Genomic DNA, 20,055 nt, shown 5'->3' on the forward strand with positions numbered 1-20,055 from the left:
TTGGAAGGATTATTACAGAAAAAGGTGAATTCAAGCGTGAAACTTATTCATTTAACTCATCCACATGAACAAAATAAATTAGAATTACTACCTACTGTAATGGCATTAGGATTTTTTGATGGCATTCATTTAGGACATCAATGTGTAATTCGAACTGCGAAAAAAATAGCGGACGACCGAGGATATAAAAGTGCAGTTATGACATTTCATCCTCATCCATCTGTTGTTTTAGGAAAAAAGGATGCGCATGTGGAGTATATTACACCGATGCGCGATAAAGAAAAAATAGTCGAAAGCTTAGGAATCGATATATTATATGTAATTAAATTTGATGAATCATTTGCAGGGTTATTACCGCAACAATTTGTAGATGATTATATTATTGGTTTAAATGTAAAGCATGTAGTAGCAGGGTTTGATTATTCATATGGACGTTTAGGAAAAGGAAAGATGGAGACTTTACCATTTCATGCAAGAGGGGAGTTTACACAGACTGTGATTGAAAAAGTTGAATTTCAAGAAGAGAAAGTAAGTTCTACAGCATTACGAAAGTTAATTCGAAATGGCGAAATGGAGCAAATTCCATCTATTTTAGGTAGAGCCTATACTGTAGCGGGAACAGTTATACACGGCGACAAACGTGGACGTCAAATTGGTTTTCCAACAGCTAATGTAGGTTTAAGTGATGAGTATTTATTGCCACCTGTAGGTGTTTATGCAGTGAGATTAAAAGTTCACGGTGAATGGTACGATGGTGTATGTAATATTGGATATAAACCGACTTTTAAAGAAGATGAGCGTCAATTATCAATTGAAGTGCATTTATTTGAATTTAACAAAGATATATACGATCAAAATGTTACAGTAGAGTGGCATATGCGTATAAGAGCAGAAAAGAAATTCAACGGTATTGATGAGTTAGTTGAACAAATCGCAAAAGATAAGAAAACAGCCCAAGAATATTTTGTGAGCGAAAAGAATATACTTGCTTTTTCAAATGAAAAGTAGTATTCTATGTTATGTACTTTATGACAACCATTGCTTGGCATTGCGACTCACCGACGCTTGCTAGGTAATTGGGGGTTTAATTAATAGGAGGTGAAATAGGATGGCTTTAACACAAGAGCGTAAAAATGAAATCATTGCACAATTTAGAACTCATGAGACTGATACTGGTTCTCCAGAGGTTCAAATTGCTGTCCTAACGGAGCAAATTAACACTCTAAACGAGCACTTACGTACTCACAAGAAAGATCATCATTCACGTCGTGGTCTATTAAAGATGGTTGGTAAACGTCGTAACTTACTAACTTACCTTCGTAATAGCGATATCACACGTTACCGTGAATTAATCACAAAGCTTGGCTTACGTCGATAGTCAAAGAAGCGGGAATATTCCCGCTTTTTTGTTAGGTAAAAATATATCTTCTACGCTTTATAGCTTACTTAATTTTAGGCAATACTAGAGGTAGAATATTGTGATATACTATCCATTTACATAGAAGAATTGAATACTTTAAATTGAGAGGGGTACTTAAATGAGTCAAGAAAAGCAAGTCTTCTCGATAGATTTAGCTGGTCGCCAGCTAACAGTTGAAACTGGTCAGCTTGCAAAACAAGCGAACGGAGCAGTATTAGTAAGATATGGCGATACAGCGGTTCTATCTACAGCAACTGCATCAAAAGAAGCAAAAAATGTAGATTTCTTCCCACTTACAGTAAACTATGAAGAGCGTTTATATGCAGTCGGAAAAATTCCTGGCGGTTTCATTAAACGTGAAGGTCGTCCAAGTGAAAAAGCAATTTTGGCAAGTCGTTTAATCGACCGTCCAATCCGTCCACTTTTCGCAGATGGTTTCCGTAACGAAGTACAAGTTGTCAGCATCGTAATGAGTGTTGATCAAGATTGTTCTTCTGAAATGGCAGCTATGCTTGGTTCTTCATTAGCGTTATCGATTTCAGATATTCCATTTGAAGGTCCAATCGCGGGTGCAACAGTTGGTCGTATTAACGGCGAATTCGTTATCAACCCAACAGTAGAACAGCAAGAACAAAGTGATATTCACCTTGTTGTAGCTGGTACGAAAGATGCAATTAACATGGTTGAAGCAGGAGCAGATCAAGTGCCTGAGGAAACAATGTTAGAAGCAATTATGTTTGGTCATGACGAAATTAAACGTCTAATTGCATTCCAAGAAGAGATTGTACAAGCTGTAGGTAAAGAGAAAACAGAAGTGAAACTTTATGAAGTTGACGCTGATCTTAACCAAGCTGTACGTGAAATGGCTGAAGAAGATATGCATTCAGCAATTCAAGTACATGAGAAGCATGCACGTGAAGATGCAATTAACGAAGTGAAAAAGCGTGTTATTGAGCATTACGAAGCGCAGGAAGCTGACGCTGATACATTAGGACAAGTAAATGAGATTTTATATAAAATTGTAAAAGAAGAAGTACGTCGTCTTATTACAGTTGAAAAAATCCGCCCAGATGGCCGTAAAGGTGACGAAATCCGTCCATTAGCATCAGAGGTTGGCATTTTATCTCGTACACACGGTTCTGGTTTGTTCACTCGTGGACAAACACAAGCATTAAGTATTTGTACATTAGGTGCATTAGGCGATGTGCAAATTTTAGATGGTCTTGGTGTAGAAGAATCAAAACGCTTTATGCACCATTACAATTTCCCATCATTTAGTGTTGGTGAAACTAGACCAATGCGTGGACCAGGTCGTCGTGAAATCGGTCACGGTGCACTAGGAGAACGCGCACTTGAGCCTGTAATTCCATCTGAAAAAGATTTCCCATACACAGTACGTCTTGTATCTGAAGTTTTAGAATCAAATGGTTCTACTTCACAAGCAAGTATTTGTGGTAGTACTTTAGCAATGATGGATGCTGGTGTTCCACTTAAAGCTCCAGTTGCAGGTATTGCAATGGGTCTAGTTAAAACTGGTGAGCATTACACAATTTTATCTGATATTCAAGGTATGGAAGATCATTTAGGTGATATGGACTTTAAAGTAGCAGGTACAGCACAAGGTGTAACTGCACTACAAATGGACATTAAAATCGATGGTCTATCTCGTGAGATTTTAGAAGAGGCATTACAACAAGCGAAAGTTGGTCGTGTGCACATTCTAAATCATATGTTATCTGTTATTCCAGAGCCACGCACTGAATTATCAGCGTACGCTCCAAAGATTATTACAATGACAATTAATCCAGATAAAATCCGTGACGTTATCGGACCGAGCGGTAAACAAATCAATAAAATTATTGAAGAAACTGGCGTTAAAATTGACATCGAGCAAGATGGCACAGTATTCATTTCTTCAATAAACCAAGAAATGAACGACAAAGCTAAGAAAATTATCGAAGATATCGTTCGCGAAGTACAAGTAGGTGAAATCTACGAAGGAAAAGTGAAACGTGTTGAGAAATTCGGTGCTTTCGTTGAATTATTCAGCGGTAAAGATGGATTAGTTCACATTTCTGAACTTGCACTTGAGCGTGTAGGTAAAGTAGAAGACGTTGTAAAAATCGGTGACGTAATTACGGTTAAAGTTATCGAGATTGACAAGCAAGGTCGTGTTAATCTATCTAGAAAAGTATTGCTAAAAGAAGAGCAAGAAAAAGAAGCTGCTAAAGAAGAAAACAAACAAGAGCAGCAATAAGCGAAAGCCAGTTTAACTGGCTTTTTTTGTTATGTAAAAATATGATTTATATATATTTTTATGTCAGTATAGGTATAGTTTTCATTATAACGCTCAAATTAACAAAGATAAGAAGAAAAATGTTTTTTTATATAGTTAATTTGGGAGGGTTTATATGAAAGTTCGTATATTGGCATACATATGTATATTTTCTTTATATGTCAGTTTAGGCTCTTATTCTGTTTTTGCACAGGATAACTTATATGAAGAAATTCAAAAGCATGCAAAACAATATGAGATTGCACCTCAAAATGCGATGATTGATAAGATATGGAAAGCAACACCAGGATATAATGGAAGACAAGTTGATATGGAAGCATCCTATAACAATATGAAGAAGCTAAAGGAATTTGATCAAAAACACCTTGAATTTAAGGAAGTATCACCGAGTGTCCACTTAGAAGATTTATCACCTGCTCCAATTTATAGGGGGCATCCGAATAAAAAGATGGTGGGATTAACAATAAATGTGGCATGGGGAAACGAGTATTTGCCTCGTATATTAGAAATATTGAAAAAGCATGATGTGAAGGCGACTTTCTTTTTAGAAGGACGTTGGGTGAAAGAAAATTTACGATTTGCAAAAATGATTGTCGATGCAAATCAAGAAGTCGGAAATCATTCTTATACGCACCCTAATATGAAAACGCTATCGTCTGATGAAATACGAGAGCAGTTACAAAAAACAAATCGAATGATTGAAGCTGCTACGAATCAAAAGGTGAGATGGTTTGCCCCGCCGAGTGGAAGTTTTCGGGATGAAGTCGTGAAAATCGCTGATGATTTCCAAATGGGAACGATTATGTGGACTGTCGATACAATCGATTGGAAGCGACCTGAGCCAGATGTACTATTGCAGAGAGTAATGAGAAAAATACACCCAGGTGCTATCGTATTAATGCATCCTACTTCGTCAACGGCAGAAGCATTAGATACAATGATTAAAAAATTGAAGGAACAAGGATATAAAGTAGGGAATATAACAGAATTACTGGATGAAAAACGTGTGGATTAAATACATTTGCATGACATTCATCCTTAAACTTGTTATCATTAAATAATAGCACTTATTTAGAGAAACTGGCAGTAGGAGGAAAGTTTTTGATTAAAAAATATACTTGTAAAAATGGTGTAAGAATAGTTATGGAGAATATACCAACTGTAAGATCGGTTGCGATTGGTATTTGGATCCATGCGGGATCAAGAAATGAAAATGAAAAAAATAACGGGATTTCTCACTTTTTAGAGCATATGTTCTTTAAAGGGACAGAAACACGTAGTGCACGCGAAATTGCAGAATCATTTGATAGTATTGGTGGGCAAGTGAATGCTTTTACTTCAAAAGAGTACACTTGTTACTATGCAAAAGTGCTAGATGAACATGCTAAATATGCTTTAGATGTATTAGCTGACATGTTCTTTAATTCAACATTTGATGAAGAAGAATTGAAAAAAGAGAAGAATGTCGTATGTGAAGAAATTAAAATGTACGAAGATGCTCCAGACGATATTGTGCATGATATGTTAACGAAAGCAACATATGAAACGCATCCGCTTGGATATCCTATTTTAGGAACAGAAGAAACACTTGATACGTTTACAGGTGATACGCTACGCCAATATATTAAGGATCATTATACACCTGAAAATGTAGTTGTTTCAGTTGCAGGAAATATTGATGAAGCCTTCTTACAAACGGTAGAGCAATATTTCGGTAGTTATGAAGGAACAACAAACCGTGAACAAGTACATAGTCCAATTTTCCATTTTAACAAAGTAGCACGTAAAAAGGAAACAGAACAAGCTCATTTATGTTTAGGATATAAAGGCTTACAAATGGGACACGAAGATATTTATAACTTAATTGTATTAAATAACGTTTTAGGCGGTAGTATGAGTAGCCGTTTATTCCAAGAAGTACGTGAGCAACGTGGGTTAGCTTACTCAGTATTTTCTTACCATTCTTCTTATGAAGATACAGGTATGTTAACACTGTATGGTGGAACAGGTAGTCAACAATTAGATACACTGTATGAAACAATGCAAGAAACATTAGAAACATTGAAAAATACAGGTATTACAGAAAAAGAGCTTATTAATAGTAAAGAGCAATTAAAAGGAAACTTAATGTTAAGTTTAGAAAGTACGAATAGTCGTATGAGCCGTAATGGTAAAAATGAATTGCTACTTCGTAAGCATCGTTCACTTGATGAGATTATCGAAAGTGTAAACACTGTAACAAAAGAAAATGTAGATGGGTTAATTCGTAACATGTTTACAGATGAATTCTCTGCAGCATTAATTAGTCCAGATGGAAAACTTCCAAAAGGAATAAAACTATAATCAACTTTTACGATGTATCTGAAAATAACCTTCTCTCTTTTTAAATGAGAGAAGGTTATTTTTTTTATACATATAGAATAGGTACTAATTATAGACAATGCAAATGAAAAATTTAGTAGGGGAGTGGAGTGAGTATGCGATTAAGTGAATTAAGCGGTAAAGAGGTTGTAGATATAGAAAAAGCGGAAAAAATGGGAGCCTTAGGTTATATGGATTTAGAGATTAATGAGAAAGACGGACAAATACAAACACTTATAATACCTGTAGGGAAGTGGGGAGGTTTTAAAAAGGAACCACAAGAAGTAAGAGTGGCATGGAGTCAAATAAAGAAAGTCGGACACGATATGCTTCTTTGTGATAGTATAGATCGTTCAAATTCGGAGTGAAGGATGGCCATTTTGGTCATCTTTTTTTGTATCTACATAGAAACCTGATAAATCATATGTGCATTTGGATTTTCAATCACCATAAACTCGTACATTACATATGATGTGGAGGAAAAAGAAAAAGTAGGCACTTTTCTTATAAATGACAGAAAAAGAAGGTGAATTAGGGAATGTTGACTGAGATGCATATTGCTGTCATAGGAGGAGATGCAAGGCAGCTAGAAGTAATTCGTAAGCTAGTTGAATTGGATGCGAAACTTTCTTTGATAGGTTTTGATCAGTTAGATCATGGTTTCACAGGGGCAGCAAAAGAAAGTATACAAAATTTAGATTTCACTTCTGTAGACGCAATTATTTTGCCGGTTGCCGGTACAAATGCCAAAGGAGAAGTAGATACTATTTTTTCAAATGAAAAAGTTTCAATAACGAAAGAACAAATTGAAAATACACCAGAACACTTTACTATATATTCAGGTATTGGTACACCTTACTTGGAAAATCTCGTATCTACTACGAATCGAAAACTTGTTAAATTATTTGATCGTGATGATGTAGCAATATACAATTCTATTCCAACGGTAGAAGGTACATTAATGATGGTAATTCAACATACCGACTATACAATTCATGGGTCCAATGTAATGGTTCTAGGATTTGGGAGAACAGGAATGAGTGTTGCGAGAGCATTTCAATCATTAGGAGCCCATGTCAAAGTTGGAGCAAGACGATCTGAACATATTGCACGTATTACAGAAATGATGTTTTCTCCTTTTCATATGCAAGACATAGAGAAAGAAGTAGGAAATATCGATATTGTAATTAATACGATTCCGCATCTCGTTGTAACAGCGAATGTTATTGCAAAAATGCCAGCTCATACGTTAGTGATTGATTTAGCTTCTAAACCAGGCGGTACTGACTTTAGATATGCGGAAAAAAGAGGAGTCAAAGCATTGCTAGCACCTGGATTACCAGGTATTGTTGCCCCAAAAACGGCTGGGCAAATTTTAGCAAATGTTCTTTCTCAGTTATTAGCAGCAGATGCAATTGCAAAGGAGGAGGAAAAGAAATGAGTTTGAAGGGGAAACGAATTGGTTTCGGATTTACAGGTTCACATTGTACGTACGAAGAAGTAATGCCTCATTTAGAAAAATTAATTGCTGAGGGAGCAGAAGTACGTCCTGTTGTTTCTTACACTGTTCAATCAACAAATACTAGATTTGGAGAAGGAGCAGAGTGGATTAAGAAGATTGAAGAAATAACAGGTTTTAAAGCAATTAATTCAATCGTTGGTGCAGAACCACTAGGACCTAAAATTCCACTAGATTGTATGGTAATTGCACCACTAACAGGGAATTCTATGAGTAAATTTGCAAATGCAATGACAGACTCTCCAGTATTAATGGCAGCGAAAGCGACGTTAAGAAATGGCAAGCCTGTCGTATTGGCTGTTTCGACGAATGATGCTCTAGGGCTTAATGGAGTAAATCTCATGCGCCTAATGGCAACAAAAAACATCTACTTCGTCCCATTCGGCCAAGATGCACCAGAGAAAAAACCGAACTCAATGGTAGCTCGCATGGAGCTGCTGGAAGATACAGTGTTAGAAGCGCTGCAAGGGAAGCAATTGCAACCGGTGGTCGTAGAAAAATTCAGATATATGAATTAAAAAACGAAAAAAAACGGACAATTTTTGATGAAACCATCATTCTTACTGTAGAATATGATAAAATTAACGTTATTAAGATCAGAAGGGGTATTGTATACTCCTTCTGATTCTAAGTTATAGAAGGATTGGTATCTAGAAAGGGGCATAGTGATGGAAAAGCAAAAAACTTTTCATGTCGCTGTAGTTGGAGCAACCGGCGCAGTTGGTGAACAAATGTTAAATACTTTAGAGAAACGAGAATTTCCAATCGGGAAATTAACGTTACTTTCATCTAAACGATCTGCAGGTAAGAAACTTGTATTTAAAGGCGAAGAATTTACAGTTCAAGAGGCAACTCCTGAAAGCTTTGAAGGAGTAGATATCGCACTATTTAGTGCTGGTGGATCTGTATCGAAACAATTAGCGCCAGAAGCAGCAAAACGCGGTGCGATTGTTGTTGATAATACAAGTGCATTCCGTATGACAGAAAACGTGCCACTTGTTGTACCTGAAGTAAATGAAAACGACTTAAAAGAACATAATGGTATTATTGCAAATCCAAACTGTTCTACAATTCAAATGGTAGTAGCTCTTGAGCCAGTTCGTCAGCAATATGGTTTAAAACGAGTAATCGTTTCCACATATCAAGCTGTATCAGGTGCTGGTGCGGCAGCTATTGAAGAACTGCATGAACAATCACAAGCAATCTTAAATGGCGAAGAAGTTAAGGCAAATGTTCTTCCTGTATCAGGTGATAAGAAGCATTTCCCAATTGCTTTTAATGCGATTCCACAGATTGATAAATTCCAAGATAATGGATTTACGTTTGAAGAAATGAAAATGATTAACGAAACGAAAAAAATTATGCATATGCCTGAATTAGAAGTAGCGGCAACATGTGTACGTTTACCAGTTGTATCAGGACACTCTGAGTCTGTTTACATCGAAGTAGAAAAAGAAGGCGTAACAGTAGCAGAATTAAAGAGCTTACTTGCAAATGCGGAAGGTATTGTTCTGCAAGATAATCCAGAAGAGCAGTTATATCCAATGCCAGCTACTGCAGTAGGTAAAAACGAAGTATTCGTTGGAAGAATCCGTAAAGATTTAAATAACGATAAAGGATTCCATCTTTGGGTCGTATCTGATAACTTATTAAAAGGCGCTGCATGGAATTCTGTTCAAATTGCAGAGCGCTTAGTAAAATTACAATTAGTGTAAACGGCTAAGAGAAGGTGCAAAATATGAAAATAATTGTTCAAAAATTTGGTGGCACATCAGTACGTGATGACAATGGACGTAAGCATGCGCTTCATCATATAAAAAAATCATTAGCTGCTGGTTATAAAGTAGTTACTGTCGTATCTGCTATGGGCCGTAAAGGTGAACCATATGCAACGGATACGTTATTAAGTCTTGTAAATCAAGAGGAATCTACTATTTCTAAACGTGAGCAAGATTTATTATTATCATGCGGAGAGTTAATCTCTGCAATTGTTTTCTCTAATATGTTGAATGAGAACGGTATAAAAGCAGCAGCATTAAATGGTGCACAAGCTGGTTTTGTAACGAATGATGACTTTACGAATGCAAAGATTATTGAAATGAATTGCGATCGTATACATGAAGAGTTAGAAAATGTAGATGTAATCGTCGTTACAGGATTTCAAGGGCAAACGAAAAAAGGTGATACGACAACACTTGGACGCGGAGGTAGTGATACTTCAGCTTCAGCATTAGGTGTTGCACTTCATGCTGAATATATCGATATATTCACTGATGTAGAAGGTGTTATGACTGCGGATCCTCGTATTGTAAAAGATGCACGTCATCTTCAAACTGTAACGTATAACGAAATTTGTAACATGGCTTATCAAGGTGCGAAAGTCGTTCATCCACGTGCAGTTGAAATTGCGATGCATGCAAAAGTGCCACTTCGTGTACGTTCTACGTATTCTGAAAGTGAAGGTACTCTTATTGCAGCATACGATGGTGCTACAAAAGGGCAGGATGTAGAAGAACGTCCTGTTACAGGTATTGCCCACGTATCGAACGTAACGCAAATTAAAGTACTTGCAAAAGAAACGGCATACGACATACAGCAGCATGTATTTAAAGAAATGGCAAACGAAGGCATTAGTGTTGATTTAATTAACATTTCTCCTACTGGTGTAGCTTACACAGTAAATGATAATGTATCAGCTCGTGCTGTCGAAGTGCTAAAACAACTTGGATATGAGCCAATTGTGACAGAACATTGTGCGAAAGTATCTATCGTTGGAGCTGGAATGGCAGGCATCCCAGGGGTTACTGCAAAAATCGTTACAGCTTTAGCAGAAAAAGGTATTCAAATCCTGCAATCGGCAGATAGTCATACAACAATTTGGGTTCTTGTAAAAGAAATTGATTTGGTGGAGGCTGTAAATGCATTACATAGTGCGTTTGAGCTTTCAAAAGAAAAGCAACTGGAACAATAAGGAGTGAGACCATGATAGATTTTGGGACAATTGCAACCGCGATGGTAACACCGTTTGATATAAACGGGAATATCGATTTTGCAAAGACAACGAAATTGGTAAATTATTTAATTGATAACGGTACAACAGCAATCGTGGTAGGAGGAACGACAGGAGAATCTCCTACATTAACTTCAGAAGAGAAAGTAGCGTTATATCGCCATGTCGTATCTGTTGTCGATAAAAGAGTGCCCGTAATCGCTGGAACAGGTAGCAATAATACGCATGCTTCTATTGACTTAACTAAAAAGGCAACAGAAGTTGGTGTGGATGCAGTAATGCTAGTAGCACCGTATTATAACAAACCGAGTCAAGAAGGAATGTATCAGCATTTTAAAGCAATTGCTGAAAGTACGCCGCTTCCGGTTATGCTATATAACGTTCCGGGACGATCTATTGTACAAATCTCCGTTGATACAGTTGTTCGTTTATCAGAAATAGAAAACATTGTTGCTATTAAAGATGCCGGCGGCGATGTGTTAACAATGACAGAAATCATTGAAAAAACAGCGGACGACTTTGCGGTATACAGCGGTGATGACGGTTTAACGTTACCAGCTATGGCAGTTGGAGCGAAAGGTATCGTTTCGGTAGCATCTCATGTTATCGGAAACGAAATGCAAGAAATGATTACAGCATTTCAAGCAGGAGAATTTAAGAAGGCACAAAAATTACATCAATTACTTGTAAGAGTAACTGATTCATTATTTATGGCGCCAAGTCCAACTCCAGTAAAAACAGCGTTACAAATGGTTGGATTAGATGTAGGTTCTGTACGTTTACCACTTCTTCCATTAACAGAAGAAGAAAGAGTAACGTTACAATCTGTAATGCAATCTATCCCTCGTTAATAAAAAATGACCTAGTGTAGAACTAGGTCATTTTTTATTATATGCAAATCTTTTCCTCTTTTTCTCACTTATATGTGTTCTTATAAGAATATTAATCGCTTCTTCATTATGTGTATAAGAAAATAATCGTACCCCTTTAACTGAGTCGAAAAATGATAGATATTATGGAATAAACGTAATAAACTACGGTGTTTGTTTTTAGAGAAATCCCCTCAAATTTGACGTAATTCATAAAAAAACTCCATTTTGTAAGTGTTTTTGTTAGATTCTAGAAAAATAAATCTTGAAACTCCCTATTATGAAATGAATTTAGCGTATGTATGGCTAGTTCTTCAAAATAATATGGAGTATAAAATCGAAGTAAATATAAAGGAAATACGTTCGATACTTTTGTTGTCATTCCGTTCTTTTACTCTTTCTTTCGCACGATTTAACTTGTGTTCTATTTCTTGTATCAGGTATAATATGGCTAAGTAGCTTAGTACGGGTATGCTTAGCAAAATTGGGAAAAATTATAATTTAATTAAATTTTCATATCATATCGAATAAGATATTTGATTTATATAATGAAAGAGAGGTGAAACCTGGTTTAAAAAATAAACAAGGACATGATATCGCATAACGGTAAGGACATTCGTCTTGGACGGTGAAAATATGGTGGTTGTAGAGTTTCCCCTGGTGTCTCTGCAATTTTAGTGAAATCAGTGTTTGCAAGATTTTTAAACCAGGCAACAACATGAAGAGAAAAGAGAATGAGTCTGTTAAAGTATTTGCTCTTGGTGGAGTAGGTGAAATCGGGAAAAACATGTACTGTGTTGAAATTGATTCTGAAATCTTTATCGTAGATGCAGGGTTAATGTTCCCGGGAGATGAAATGTTTGGAATTGATATCGTTATTCCTGATATTACATATTTAGTGGAAAATCAAGAGCGAGTAAAAGGTTTATTTATTACTCACGGTCATGAAGATCATATTGGTGGAATTGTGTATGTACTTCGTAAATTATCTATTCCAGTCTATGCAACGAAATTAACAGTAGGACTTATACAAGAAAAACTTGGTGAAGCGGGCATGTTAGGCCGTGTAGACCTAAAAACAATCGATTCAAATTCAACAGTAGAATTTAACACTACAACGGTGTCATTCTTCGGAACGACACATAGTATTCCGGATTCTGTTGGCGTTTGTTTCCATACATCAAAAGGTGCAGTCGTATATACGGGAGACTTTAAATTCGATCAAACTCCAATTGGAAATAGTGGAGCAGACCTTGGGAAAATGGCGCAAATCGGAAATGAAGGCGTACTTTGCTTATTATCTGATAGTACAAACGCAGAGCGCCCAGGCTATACAGGTTCAGAAAAAGAAGTTGGTGTAGAAATCTCTAAAGTGTTCTACGGCGCAGAAGGTCGTATTATCGTTGCTTCATTTGCATCGAATGTACATCGTATTCAACAAGTATTTGATGCAGCTGCTGAAACAGGGCGAAAAGTAGCGGTAGTAGGACGTAGTATGGTGAAAGTAGTAGACATTGCAAGACGTCTTGGTTATTTAGATGTTCCAGAAGGTATGGTTATTTCATTACAAGAAGTAGACAACTTTCCAGAGAAGAAGGTAGCTATTTTAACGACAGGTAGTCAAGGTGAACCGATGGCTGCTCTATCTAGAATGGCAAAACAAGCACATAAACAAATTTCAATTCGTAAAGGTGATACTGTTATCATTGCTGCTTCGCCAATTCCGGGTAATGAAATATCTGTATCAAAAATTATTGATTTGTTATTTAGAGCTGGAGCTGAAGTTGTTTATTACGGCGAACGAAAAGTTCACGTGTCAGGTCACGGTAGCCAAGAAGAATTAAAATTAATGTTAAATTTAATGAAACCAAAGTACTTTGTACCCGTACATGGTGAGTTCCGTATGCAAAAAGCACATGCATATTTAGCTGAAGATGTAGGTATTACAAGAGAAAATATCTTTATCGTAGAAAAAGGCGATGTAATTGCTTTTGGTGACGATGAAGCGAACTTAGTCGGTAAAGTACAAGCTGGTAATGTTTTAATTGATGGATTAGGTGTAGGTGACGTTGGTAATATCGTTCTTCGAGATAGAAAGATGTTATCTCAAGATGGAATACTAGTAGTTGTTGTAACGCTTGGTAAAGATGAAAAGAAAATTATCTCTGGTCCAGAAATCATTTCACGTGGTTTCGTATATGTTCGTGAATCAGAAGCGTTAATTGAACGATCTACAGAGATTGTACGTATGATTGTTGAGCAGTCAATTAAAGAATATTCAATTGAATGGTCAATGTTAAAACAAAATATTCGTGAATTATTAGGACAGTTCTTGTACGAAGAGACAAAGAGAAAACCTATGATTTTACCGATTATTATGGAAGTATAAAAAGATCACCCTTATGGGTGATCTTTTTTCTTTTTAACCCTATCGAATGAAATTTATAACTTAAGAAATAATAGTTATATACGAGTGAAAGGGGATGCGAAATGACAGAGCGTGATCGATATACAAATGAAGAAAAAGAAGCTGAGCCAAAAGAAGCTGGAAAAGAGGCTTCAATAGTTGAAAAAATTCAACAGCTTGGACAGACAAATGTACCACAGATGAATGAATCACGTATTCATTGTTTAACGATTATCGGACAAGTGGAAGGTCATGTTCAATTACCACCGCAAAATAAAACAACAAAATATGAGCATATCATTCCGCAAATTGTTGCGATTGAACAAAATCCGAAAATTGAAGGTTTGCTTTTAATATTAAATACGGTTGGAGGTGACGTTGAAGCTGGGCTAGCAATTTCTGAAATGGTAGCTTCACTTTCAAAACCAACAGTATCTCTAGTTTTAGGTGGGGGACATTCCATCGGTGTACCGATTGCTGTTTCTACTGACTATTCGTTTATTGCGGAAACTGCGACGATGACAATTCATCCAATTCGTTTAACAGGTCTTGTCATAGGTGTGCCACAAACATTTGAGTATTTGGATAAGATGCAAGAAAGAGTCATTCGTTTTGTGACGAAGCACTCGAAAGTAACAGAAGATCGTTTTAAAGAGCTTATGTTTGCGAAAGGAAATTTAACGCGAGATATTGGGACGAATGTAATTGGTGGGGATGCAGTAAAGTACGGTCTTATAGATGATGTCGGCGGTATTGGAAATGCAATTCGAAAATTAAACGAATTAATAGATGTTCGCGCAGAAGATAGTACAGAAGGGACAATGCTACAATGATTTTATATACAATTATGCCAGAGCAACTTGTGTATCCGGCCGATTATTCACAATGTGAAAGTCAAAAAGTTGTAAATATAAATGGTGTGGAATTAATGGTTTCTGAAGAGGGACATGGATGTTATTCTATTGTACGTGTGCTAAGTACGGACCCACTTCACTATTTAGAGTTTGAGCCCGGTCAGAAAATAACCTTTTAGCAAAAAGAAGGATTTTGTTTAGAAGCTATGGTATAATATAAAAAACAAGACGGTTGAGCAGCCATGAGTAGGCTGCTTTCTTCTGTTTATTTAGCATTTTACAAGAAGTGTAAAAATAGAAGATATAAAGACCTGAAAAATAGAGAAAACAGACATATAAATAGAGCATTTTGAGGGGAGCTTTATTTATATGTAGAACGCGAGGTGAAGAAATGGCAAAACAAAAGCAAAGAGGGACGAAGGCAAAGGCAAGGCGTACGATAAAGCCAACTTTGTATTATGAAATTGTCGGTTTAACTCTTTTTGCACTTTCAATCATTACGATTTTACAGCTAGGCGTTGTAGGAAAATCGTTTGTGTTATTTTTTCGCTTCTTCTTTGGTGAGTGGTACATAATTGGTGTGTTAGGTGTAATAGCTTTATCGGTTTCCTTTGTTATAAAACGCGGATGGCCGAACCTTTTAAATAAACGATTAATTGGATTTTATTTAATTGTATTGGCGATATTAATGTTTAGTCATATTACATTATTTAACCTTCTTACAAAAGATGGAGCAGTGCAAAATACTTCTGTTATTGTGAGTACGAAAGATAACTTCTTTCTTGAAATGAAAAAGGGGCCAGATAGCGTTCATTTAGGTGGTGGTATGTTTGGTGCGCTTATGTTCGCAACATGTTACTTCTTATTTGACGAAGTAGGAGCTTATATCATTGGTATTATTCTAGTTATTCTCGGTATACTTTGTATAACAAATAAGCATATTGGAGAAGTGTTAGCGCCAGTTGGTAGAATTCTTAGAAGTCAATTTCAAGTGATGCAAGGGGATTATAAAGATTGGAGAGCTAAAAGAACGGCTGAACAAACAGAAAAGAAAAAAACAACAAGAAGCACAAGAAGCAAACGTGCTGCAGAACAAGAAGAAATTATTGAGCCGATGGAAGAAATCTCAATTGATCCTCCGATTATTTCGAATTTCACTGAGAATTATCCTGTAAATGAAGAAGAGGATAAACGAATCGAAGTAGAGGAAGAAGATTTGATCACTTCACCGTTTATTGAAGAGACTCCGCCAATTGAAGAACCAAAGAAAAAGCGTGGAGAAAAAATTGTTGAATCGTTAGAGAGTGAAGCGCAAGCACCTCCTATGCAATTTTCAAATGTAGAAAATAAAGATTACAAGCTTCCTTCACTTGATATATTAAAATTTCCAAAGAATAAGCAAGTTACAAATGAAAATGCGGAAATTTATGAGAATGCTCGTAAATTAGAACGTACATTCCAAAGTTTCGGAGTGAAAGCGAAAGTAACAAAAGTACATAGAGGTCCTGCAGTTACAAAATATGAAGTGTATCCTGATATGGGGGTAAAGGTAAGCAAAATTGTCAGTTTAAGTGATGATTTAGCCCTTGCTTTAGCTGCAAAGGACATTCGTATTGAAGCGCCAATTCCCGGGAAATCAGCTGTAGGGATCGAAGTTCCGAACTCAGAAGTTTCGATGGTAACACTGAGGGAAGTGCTTGATTCTAAGGCTAATAACCATCCGGAAGAGAAGTTGTTAATTGGTCTTGGCCGAGATATTACAGGTGAAGCTGTATTAGCCCGTCTAAATAAAATGCCCCATTTACTCGTAGCTGGTGCGACAGGTAGCGGGAAAAGTGTATGTATTAACGGTATTATTGTTAGTATTTTAATGCGTGCAAAACCACATGAGGTAAAATTAATGATGATTGACCCGAAAATGGTAGAGTTAAATGTATATAACGGTGTGCCTCATTTGTTAACGCCAGTTGTAACTGATCCGAAAAAAGCATCGCAAGCATTGAAAAAAGTTGTGAGTGAAATGGAACGTCGTTATGAATTGTTTGCTCATAGTGGTACACGTAACATTGAAGGATACAACGATTATATAAAAGAGCATAATAGTCAATCAGAAGCGAAACAACCCGAATTACCTTATATTGTAGTAATTGTGGACGAGTTAGCAGATTTAATGATGGTTGCTTCGTCTGATGTAGAGGATGCGATTATGCGTCTAGCGCAAATGGCTCGTGCTGCTGGTATTCATTTAATTATTGCAACGCAACGTCCGTCAGTTGACGTTATTACGGGTGTTATTAAAGCAAATATTCCATCACGTATTGCATTCGCTGTATCTTCTCAAACGGATTCTCGTACAATTCTTGACGGTGGTGGTGCAGAGAAGCTACTAGGTCGTGGAGACATGCTGTTTATACCAATTGGTGCATCGAAACCTGTACGTGTACAAGGCGCATTTTTATCAGATGATGAAGTTGAGAGAGTTGTAGAATATGTTATTGGACAGCAAAAAGCACAATATCAAGAAGATATGATTCCGCAAGATGTTCCTGATACGAAGCAGGAAGTAGAAGATGAATTATATGATGAAGCGGTTCAACTTGTAGTGGAAATGCAAACAGCATCTGTTTCTATGTTACAACGTAGGTTTAGAGTAGGTTATACGCGAGCTGCTCGCCTAATTGATGCAATGGAAATGAATGGTGTAGTAGGTCCATATGAAGGTAGTAAACCGAGAGAAGTGCTCATTAATGATGTACAAGAAAAAAGTTCTTAAAAAAAGCCTAATTGTTTTTACAATTAGGCTTTTTTATATAGTGTTTTTGTTATATACTATACTCAGTAATAAAGAAAGGGCTTACATTCAGGAGTGCTCTTTAGAATACGAATACTTTGAGTATGTTTTATGTAAATGTTCGATATTTAATGCAGAAAAATGTTAGATTTTGTTGACACGTATGAGAGCAAGTGGTAAGATTACTTCGAAAAGAATCACTGCCTCATATAATCTTGGAGATAAGGTCCATAAGTTTCTACCTGGCAACCATGAATTGCTAGACTATGAGGGGAAAAGTGTGTAACAAAGGATGTAAAGGATCTTTGTGCCGAACTTTTTCTCGAAATGAGGAATGTTTATGGTGCAAAGTTTTTTTTATGCAATAAAGAGTGAAAATTTCATTAAAAAAAATTATTATTATTTATTCGACAATTACGCTTATTTTGGTGTTTAGTCATTTGTACTATGTTGTAAGTTGAAAAAAGAGAAAAGAAGTCTTACATCAGAGGTCGAATAATTGAAATGCGGGGGAGTCTTATGTCAGTAAAATCCGATAGTCGTCACCTATATCTACGGGTGATTGATCACATCAAAGAAAAAATTAAAGATGGGGCTTATAAAGAACGACAAAAGTTACCATCAGAGTTTGATTTAGCGAAAGAACTTGGCGTAAGTAGAGCGACTTTAAGGGAAGCGTTGCGTATTTTAGAAGAAGAAAATGTTGTCATTCGTAGACATGGTGTAGGGACATTTGTAAATGCAAAGCCATTATTTTCTTCTGGAATAGAACAACTTTCTAGTATTACAGATATGATTTCTAGTGTGGGGAAAACACCAGGAACAATCTTTTTATCATCATCTACTACAACTTTAACAGAAGAGGAAAAAGAGAAGTTTAATAGTGAAGATGGTTTTAATGCAGTGATGATTGAACGCGTACGTACAGCAGATGGGGAACCTGTTGTGTATTGTATCGATAAACTTGCAAAAGAAATATTGCCAGATTTATCGGGTTACAATGAGGAATCATTATTAACGGTGATACATAATAACACACATAAGCGCATAACATATGCGGTTGCCCACATTGAGCCAATTGGCTATCACCCTAAAATCTCACCGATTTTAGAATGTGAGCCTGAAACAGCACTGCTTGTATTAAAACAAATGCACTATGATCAAAATGATGAGCCAATCTTATATTCTATCAATTACTTTAGAGCTGATAAATTTAGCTTCCACGTATTAAGAAAGCGTATGTAGGTAAATTCCTTTTTAGGGAGGTGACAGCAAGAAGTAAGGAACAGCAGCGTAAGAATAAATAAATATATATCATTTTTGGAGGGGTTTCTAGTATGAAGAAAAAAGCAGGCCTTTTATTATCATTAACATTAGCAGCAAGTACAGTTTTAGGTGCATGTGGTAACTCGGATAAGGCGAGCAGTGACAAGAAAGACACGAAAGACAATAAAGACTTCAAGGTTGGTCTCGTAACGGATGTTGGGGGCGTTGATGATAAGTCATTCAACCAATCTTCTTGGGAAGGGTTACAAAAGTTTGGTAAAGATAATGGTTTAAAAGAAAAGACAAATTATCGTTACCTTCAGTCTGAAAAAGAGGCTGATTATATTCCGAATTTAAAAAAATTCTCGAAAGATAAATATGATTTAACATTCGGAATTGGTTATAAATTAGAGGGTGCAATTAAAGAAGTAGCAAAAGAATCGTCAAAACAACAATTTGCAATCGTAGATACTGTTGTAGATGCACCGAACGTAACGAGCATTACGTTTAAAGATCATGAAGGATCATTCCTTGTAGGTGCGGTAGCAGCTATGTCAACAAAATCGAATAAAGTAGGATTTGTTGGTGGAATGAAAAGTGATTTAATTAGTAAATTTGAAAATGGATTTAAAGCTGGTGCAAAGGCAGTAAATCCAAACATTGAAATCGTATCTGAATATGCAGAAGCATTCGATAAGCCTGAAAAAGGTACAGTTCTTGCTTCAGCAATGTATGGTCAAGGCGTAGACGTAATTTATCATGCTGCTGGTGGTACAGGTAACGGTGTGTTCACAGAAGCGAAAAACCGTAAGAAAAAAGGTGAAAATGTTTGGGTAATCGGTGTTGACCGTGACCAACATCAAGAAGGTATGCCTGAAAATGTAACATTAACTTCAATGATTAAACGTGTTGATGTAGCTGTAGAAAAAGTAGCTAAAGAAGCAAAAGATGGGAATTTAAAAGGTGGGAAAATTGAAGAGTTTGGCTTAAAAGATGACGGTATTGGTATTTCAAAAACAACTGATAACGTGAAAAAAGTTAACCCTGAAATTTTAACAAAAGTAGAAGAGCTTGAAAAGAAAATTACAGCCGGTGAAATTAAAGTGCCAGCTACAGATAAAGAGTATAAAGAATACGAAGCTTCTCTAAAAAAATAAATAGAGAAATAGCAAAGGTTAGTTCATAGAACTAACCTTTGTATGTATAAAACTTCCGAATTGCTTAATAAGTTAATAGTGTAATAGGGAATGTTCCCTGTTAAA

Annotated in this window: 17 protein-coding genes and 1 riboswitch; all 17 genes read left to right on the forward strand. The window is 36.3% G+C overall.

Going from position 1 to position 20,055, the window contains the following annotated elements; translation table 11 throughout:
- The first annotated feature begins 36 nt into the window (after positions 1-36).
- The 17 genes from ribF (at position 37) to ACTFR8_RS13750 (ending at position 19,950) form a co-directional block, all read left to right on the forward strand.
- On the forward strand, positions 37-1,008 hold the full coding sequence (gene ribF / locus ACTFR8_RS13670; RefSeq protein ID WP_119780756.1) for a bifunctional riboflavin kinase/FAD synthetase: 972 nt from the start codon (positions 37-39) through the stop codon (positions 1,006-1,008).
- Positions 1,009-1,108: 100 nt separating this feature from the next.
- The gene (gene rpsO / locus ACTFR8_RS13675; RefSeq protein ID WP_001229392.1) at positions 1,109-1,378 is read left to right on the forward strand and encodes a 30S ribosomal protein S15; all 270 of its coding nucleotides are present in this window, start codon (positions 1,109-1,111) and stop codon (positions 1,376-1,378) included.
- A 160-nt stretch (positions 1,379-1,538) separates the two neighbouring features.
- Positions 1,539-3,677 carry a polyribonucleotide nucleotidyltransferase gene (pnp, locus tag ACTFR8_RS13680; protein WP_000076754.1) on the forward strand — a complete coding sequence of 713 codons (2,139 nt, stop codon included), beginning with the start codon at positions 1,539-1,541 and terminating at the stop codon, positions 3,675-3,677.
- 154 nt (positions 3,678-3,831) lie between these two features.
- Positions 3,832-4,731 carry a polysaccharide deacetylase family protein gene (locus tag ACTFR8_RS13685; RefSeq protein ID WP_000868232.1) on the forward strand — a complete coding sequence of 300 codons (900 nt, stop codon included), beginning with the start codon at positions 3,832-3,834 and terminating at the stop codon, positions 4,729-4,731.
- An 86-nt stretch (positions 4,732-4,817) separates the two neighbouring features.
- Positions 4,818-6,059 (forward strand): M16 family metallopeptidase, encoded by a 1,242-nt coding sequence (locus ACTFR8_RS13690; RefSeq protein ID WP_000592989.1) that lies wholly within the window; start codon positions 4,818-4,820, stop codon positions 6,057-6,059.
- Between the two features lie 134 nt (positions 6,060-6,193).
- Entirely contained in the window at positions 6,194-6,445 is a 252-nt protein-coding gene (locus ACTFR8_RS13695; RefSeq protein ID WP_001239756.1) for a YlmC/YmxH family sporulation protein, read from the forward strand.
- 170 nt (positions 6,446-6,615) lie between these two features.
- On the forward strand, positions 6,616-7,518 hold the full coding sequence (dpaA, locus tag ACTFR8_RS13700) for a dipicolinic acid synthetase subunit A (protein ID WP_000954735.1): 903 nt from the start codon (positions 6,616-6,618) through the stop codon (positions 7,516-7,518).
- Positions 7,515-8,114: a dipicolinate synthase subunit B gene (dpaB, locus tag ACTFR8_RS13705; RefSeq protein WP_000053596.1), complete on the forward strand. Its 600-nt coding sequence runs from the start codon at positions 7,515-7,517 to the stop codon at positions 8,112-8,114. The genes dpaA and dpaB overlap by 4 nt, the downstream gene beginning before the upstream one ends.
- Positions 8,115-8,264: 150 nt before the next feature.
- Entirely contained in the window at positions 8,265-9,311 is a 1,047-nt protein-coding gene (asd, locus tag ACTFR8_RS13710; RefSeq protein WP_000414846.1) for an aspartate-semialdehyde dehydrogenase, read from the forward strand.
- Positions 9,312-9,334: 23 nt separating this feature from the next.
- Positions 9,335-10,567 carry an aspartate kinase gene (dapG, locus tag ACTFR8_RS13715; protein WP_000692453.1) on the forward strand — a complete coding sequence of 411 codons (1,233 nt, stop codon included), beginning with the start codon at positions 9,335-9,337 and terminating at the stop codon, positions 10,565-10,567.
- A gap of 11 nt (positions 10,568-10,578) precedes the next feature.
- Positions 10,579-11,457 (forward strand): 4-hydroxy-tetrahydrodipicolinate synthase, encoded by an 879-nt coding sequence (gene dapA / locus ACTFR8_RS13720; protein ID WP_000564763.1) that lies wholly within the window; start codon positions 10,579-10,581, stop codon positions 11,455-11,457.
- Between the two features lie 736 nt (positions 11,458-12,193).
- Complete coding sequence (locus ACTFR8_RS13725; protein ID WP_000823096.1) at positions 12,194-13,864, forward strand: ribonuclease J; 1,671 nt, start codon at positions 12,194-12,196, stop codon at positions 13,862-13,864.
- Between the two features lie 101 nt (positions 13,865-13,965).
- Positions 13,966-14,715: a translocation-enhancing protein TepA gene (tepA, locus tag ACTFR8_RS13730; protein WP_000139806.1), complete on the forward strand. Its 750-nt coding sequence runs from the start codon at positions 13,966-13,968 to the stop codon at positions 14,713-14,715.
- The gene (locus tag ACTFR8_RS13735) at positions 14,712-14,915 is read left to right on the forward strand and encodes a YlzJ-like family protein (protein WP_000605029.1); all 204 of its coding nucleotides are present in this window, start codon (positions 14,712-14,714) and stop codon (positions 14,913-14,915) included. Before tepA ends, ACTFR8_RS13735 begins: the two co-directional genes overlap by 4 nt.
- Before the next feature lie 212 nt (positions 14,916-15,127).
- Complete coding sequence (locus ACTFR8_RS13740) at positions 15,128-17,509, forward strand: DNA translocase FtsK (protein ID WP_001118776.1); 2,382 nt, start codon at positions 15,128-15,130, stop codon at positions 17,507-17,509.
- Positions 17,510-17,712: 203 nt separating this feature from the next.
- A riboswitch (purine riboswitch) is annotated at positions 17,713-17,814 on the forward strand.
- A 232-nt stretch (positions 17,815-18,046) separates the two neighbouring features.
- A complete protein-coding gene (locus ACTFR8_RS13745; protein ID WP_000114182.1) occupies positions 18,047-18,772 on the forward strand; it encodes a GntR family transcriptional regulator in 726 nt (241 codons plus the stop codon).
- A 92-nt stretch (positions 18,773-18,864) separates the two neighbouring features.
- Complete coding sequence (locus ACTFR8_RS13750; protein WP_000725771.1) at positions 18,865-19,950, forward strand: BMP family lipoprotein; 1,086 nt, start codon at positions 18,865-18,867, stop codon at positions 19,948-19,950.
- The last annotated feature ends 105 nt before the right edge of the window (positions 19,951-20,055 follow it).

The organism is Bacillus cereus group sp. MYBK15-3, from assembly GCF_051916765.1.
Classification (GTDB): Bacteria; Bacillota; Bacilli; order Bacillales; family Bacillaceae_G; genus Bacillus_A; species Bacillus_A cereus.

Coding starts and splice junctions, on each gene's coding strand:
- asd (WP_000414846.1), top strand. CDS start 8,265: ATGGAAAAGCAAAAAACTTTTCATGTCGCTGTAGTTGGAGCAACCGGC.
- dapG (WP_000692453.1), top strand. CDS start 9,335: ATGAAAATAATTGTTCAAAAATTTGGTGGCACATCAGTACGTGATGAC.
- tepA (WP_000139806.1), top strand. CDS start 13,966: ATGACAGAGCGTGATCGATATACAAATGAAGAAAAAGAAGCTGAGCCA.
- ACTFR8_RS13685 (WP_000868232.1), top strand. CDS start 3,832: ATGAAAGTTCGTATATTGGCATACATATGTATATTTTCTTTATATGTC.
- ACTFR8_RS13735 (WP_000605029.1), top strand. CDS start 14,712: ATGATTTTATATACAATTATGCCAGAGCAACTTGTGTATCCGGCCGAT.
- ACTFR8_RS13745 (WP_000114182.1), top strand. CDS start 18,047: ATGTCAGTAAAATCCGATAGTCGTCACCTATATCTACGGGTGATTGAT.
- ACTFR8_RS13740 (WP_001118776.1), top strand. CDS start 15,128: ATGGCAAAACAAAAGCAAAGAGGGACGAAGGCAAAGGCAAGGCGTACG.
- ACTFR8_RS13750 (WP_000725771.1), top strand. CDS start 18,865: ATGAAGAAAAAAGCAGGCCTTTTATTATCATTAACATTAGCAGCAAGT.
- rpsO (WP_001229392.1), top strand. CDS start 1,109: ATGGCTTTAACACAAGAGCGTAAAAATGAAATCATTGCACAATTTAGA.
- dapA (WP_000564763.1), top strand. CDS start 10,579: ATGATAGATTTTGGGACAATTGCAACCGCGATGGTAACACCGTTTGAT.
- pnp (WP_000076754.1), top strand. CDS start 1,539: ATGAGTCAAGAAAAGCAAGTCTTCTCGATAGATTTAGCTGGTCGCCAG.
- dpaA (WP_000954735.1), top strand. CDS start 6,616: ATGTTGACTGAGATGCATATTGCTGTCATAGGAGGAGATGCAAGGCAG.
- ACTFR8_RS13695 (WP_001239756.1), top strand. CDS start 6,194: ATGCGATTAAGTGAATTAAGCGGTAAAGAGGTTGTAGATATAGAAAAA.
- dpaB (WP_000053596.1), top strand. CDS start 7,515: ATGAGTTTGAAGGGGAAACGAATTGGTTTCGGATTTACAGGTTCACAT.
- ACTFR8_RS13725 (WP_000823096.1), top strand. CDS start 12,194: ATGAAGAGAAAAGAGAATGAGTCTGTTAAAGTATTTGCTCTTGGTGGA.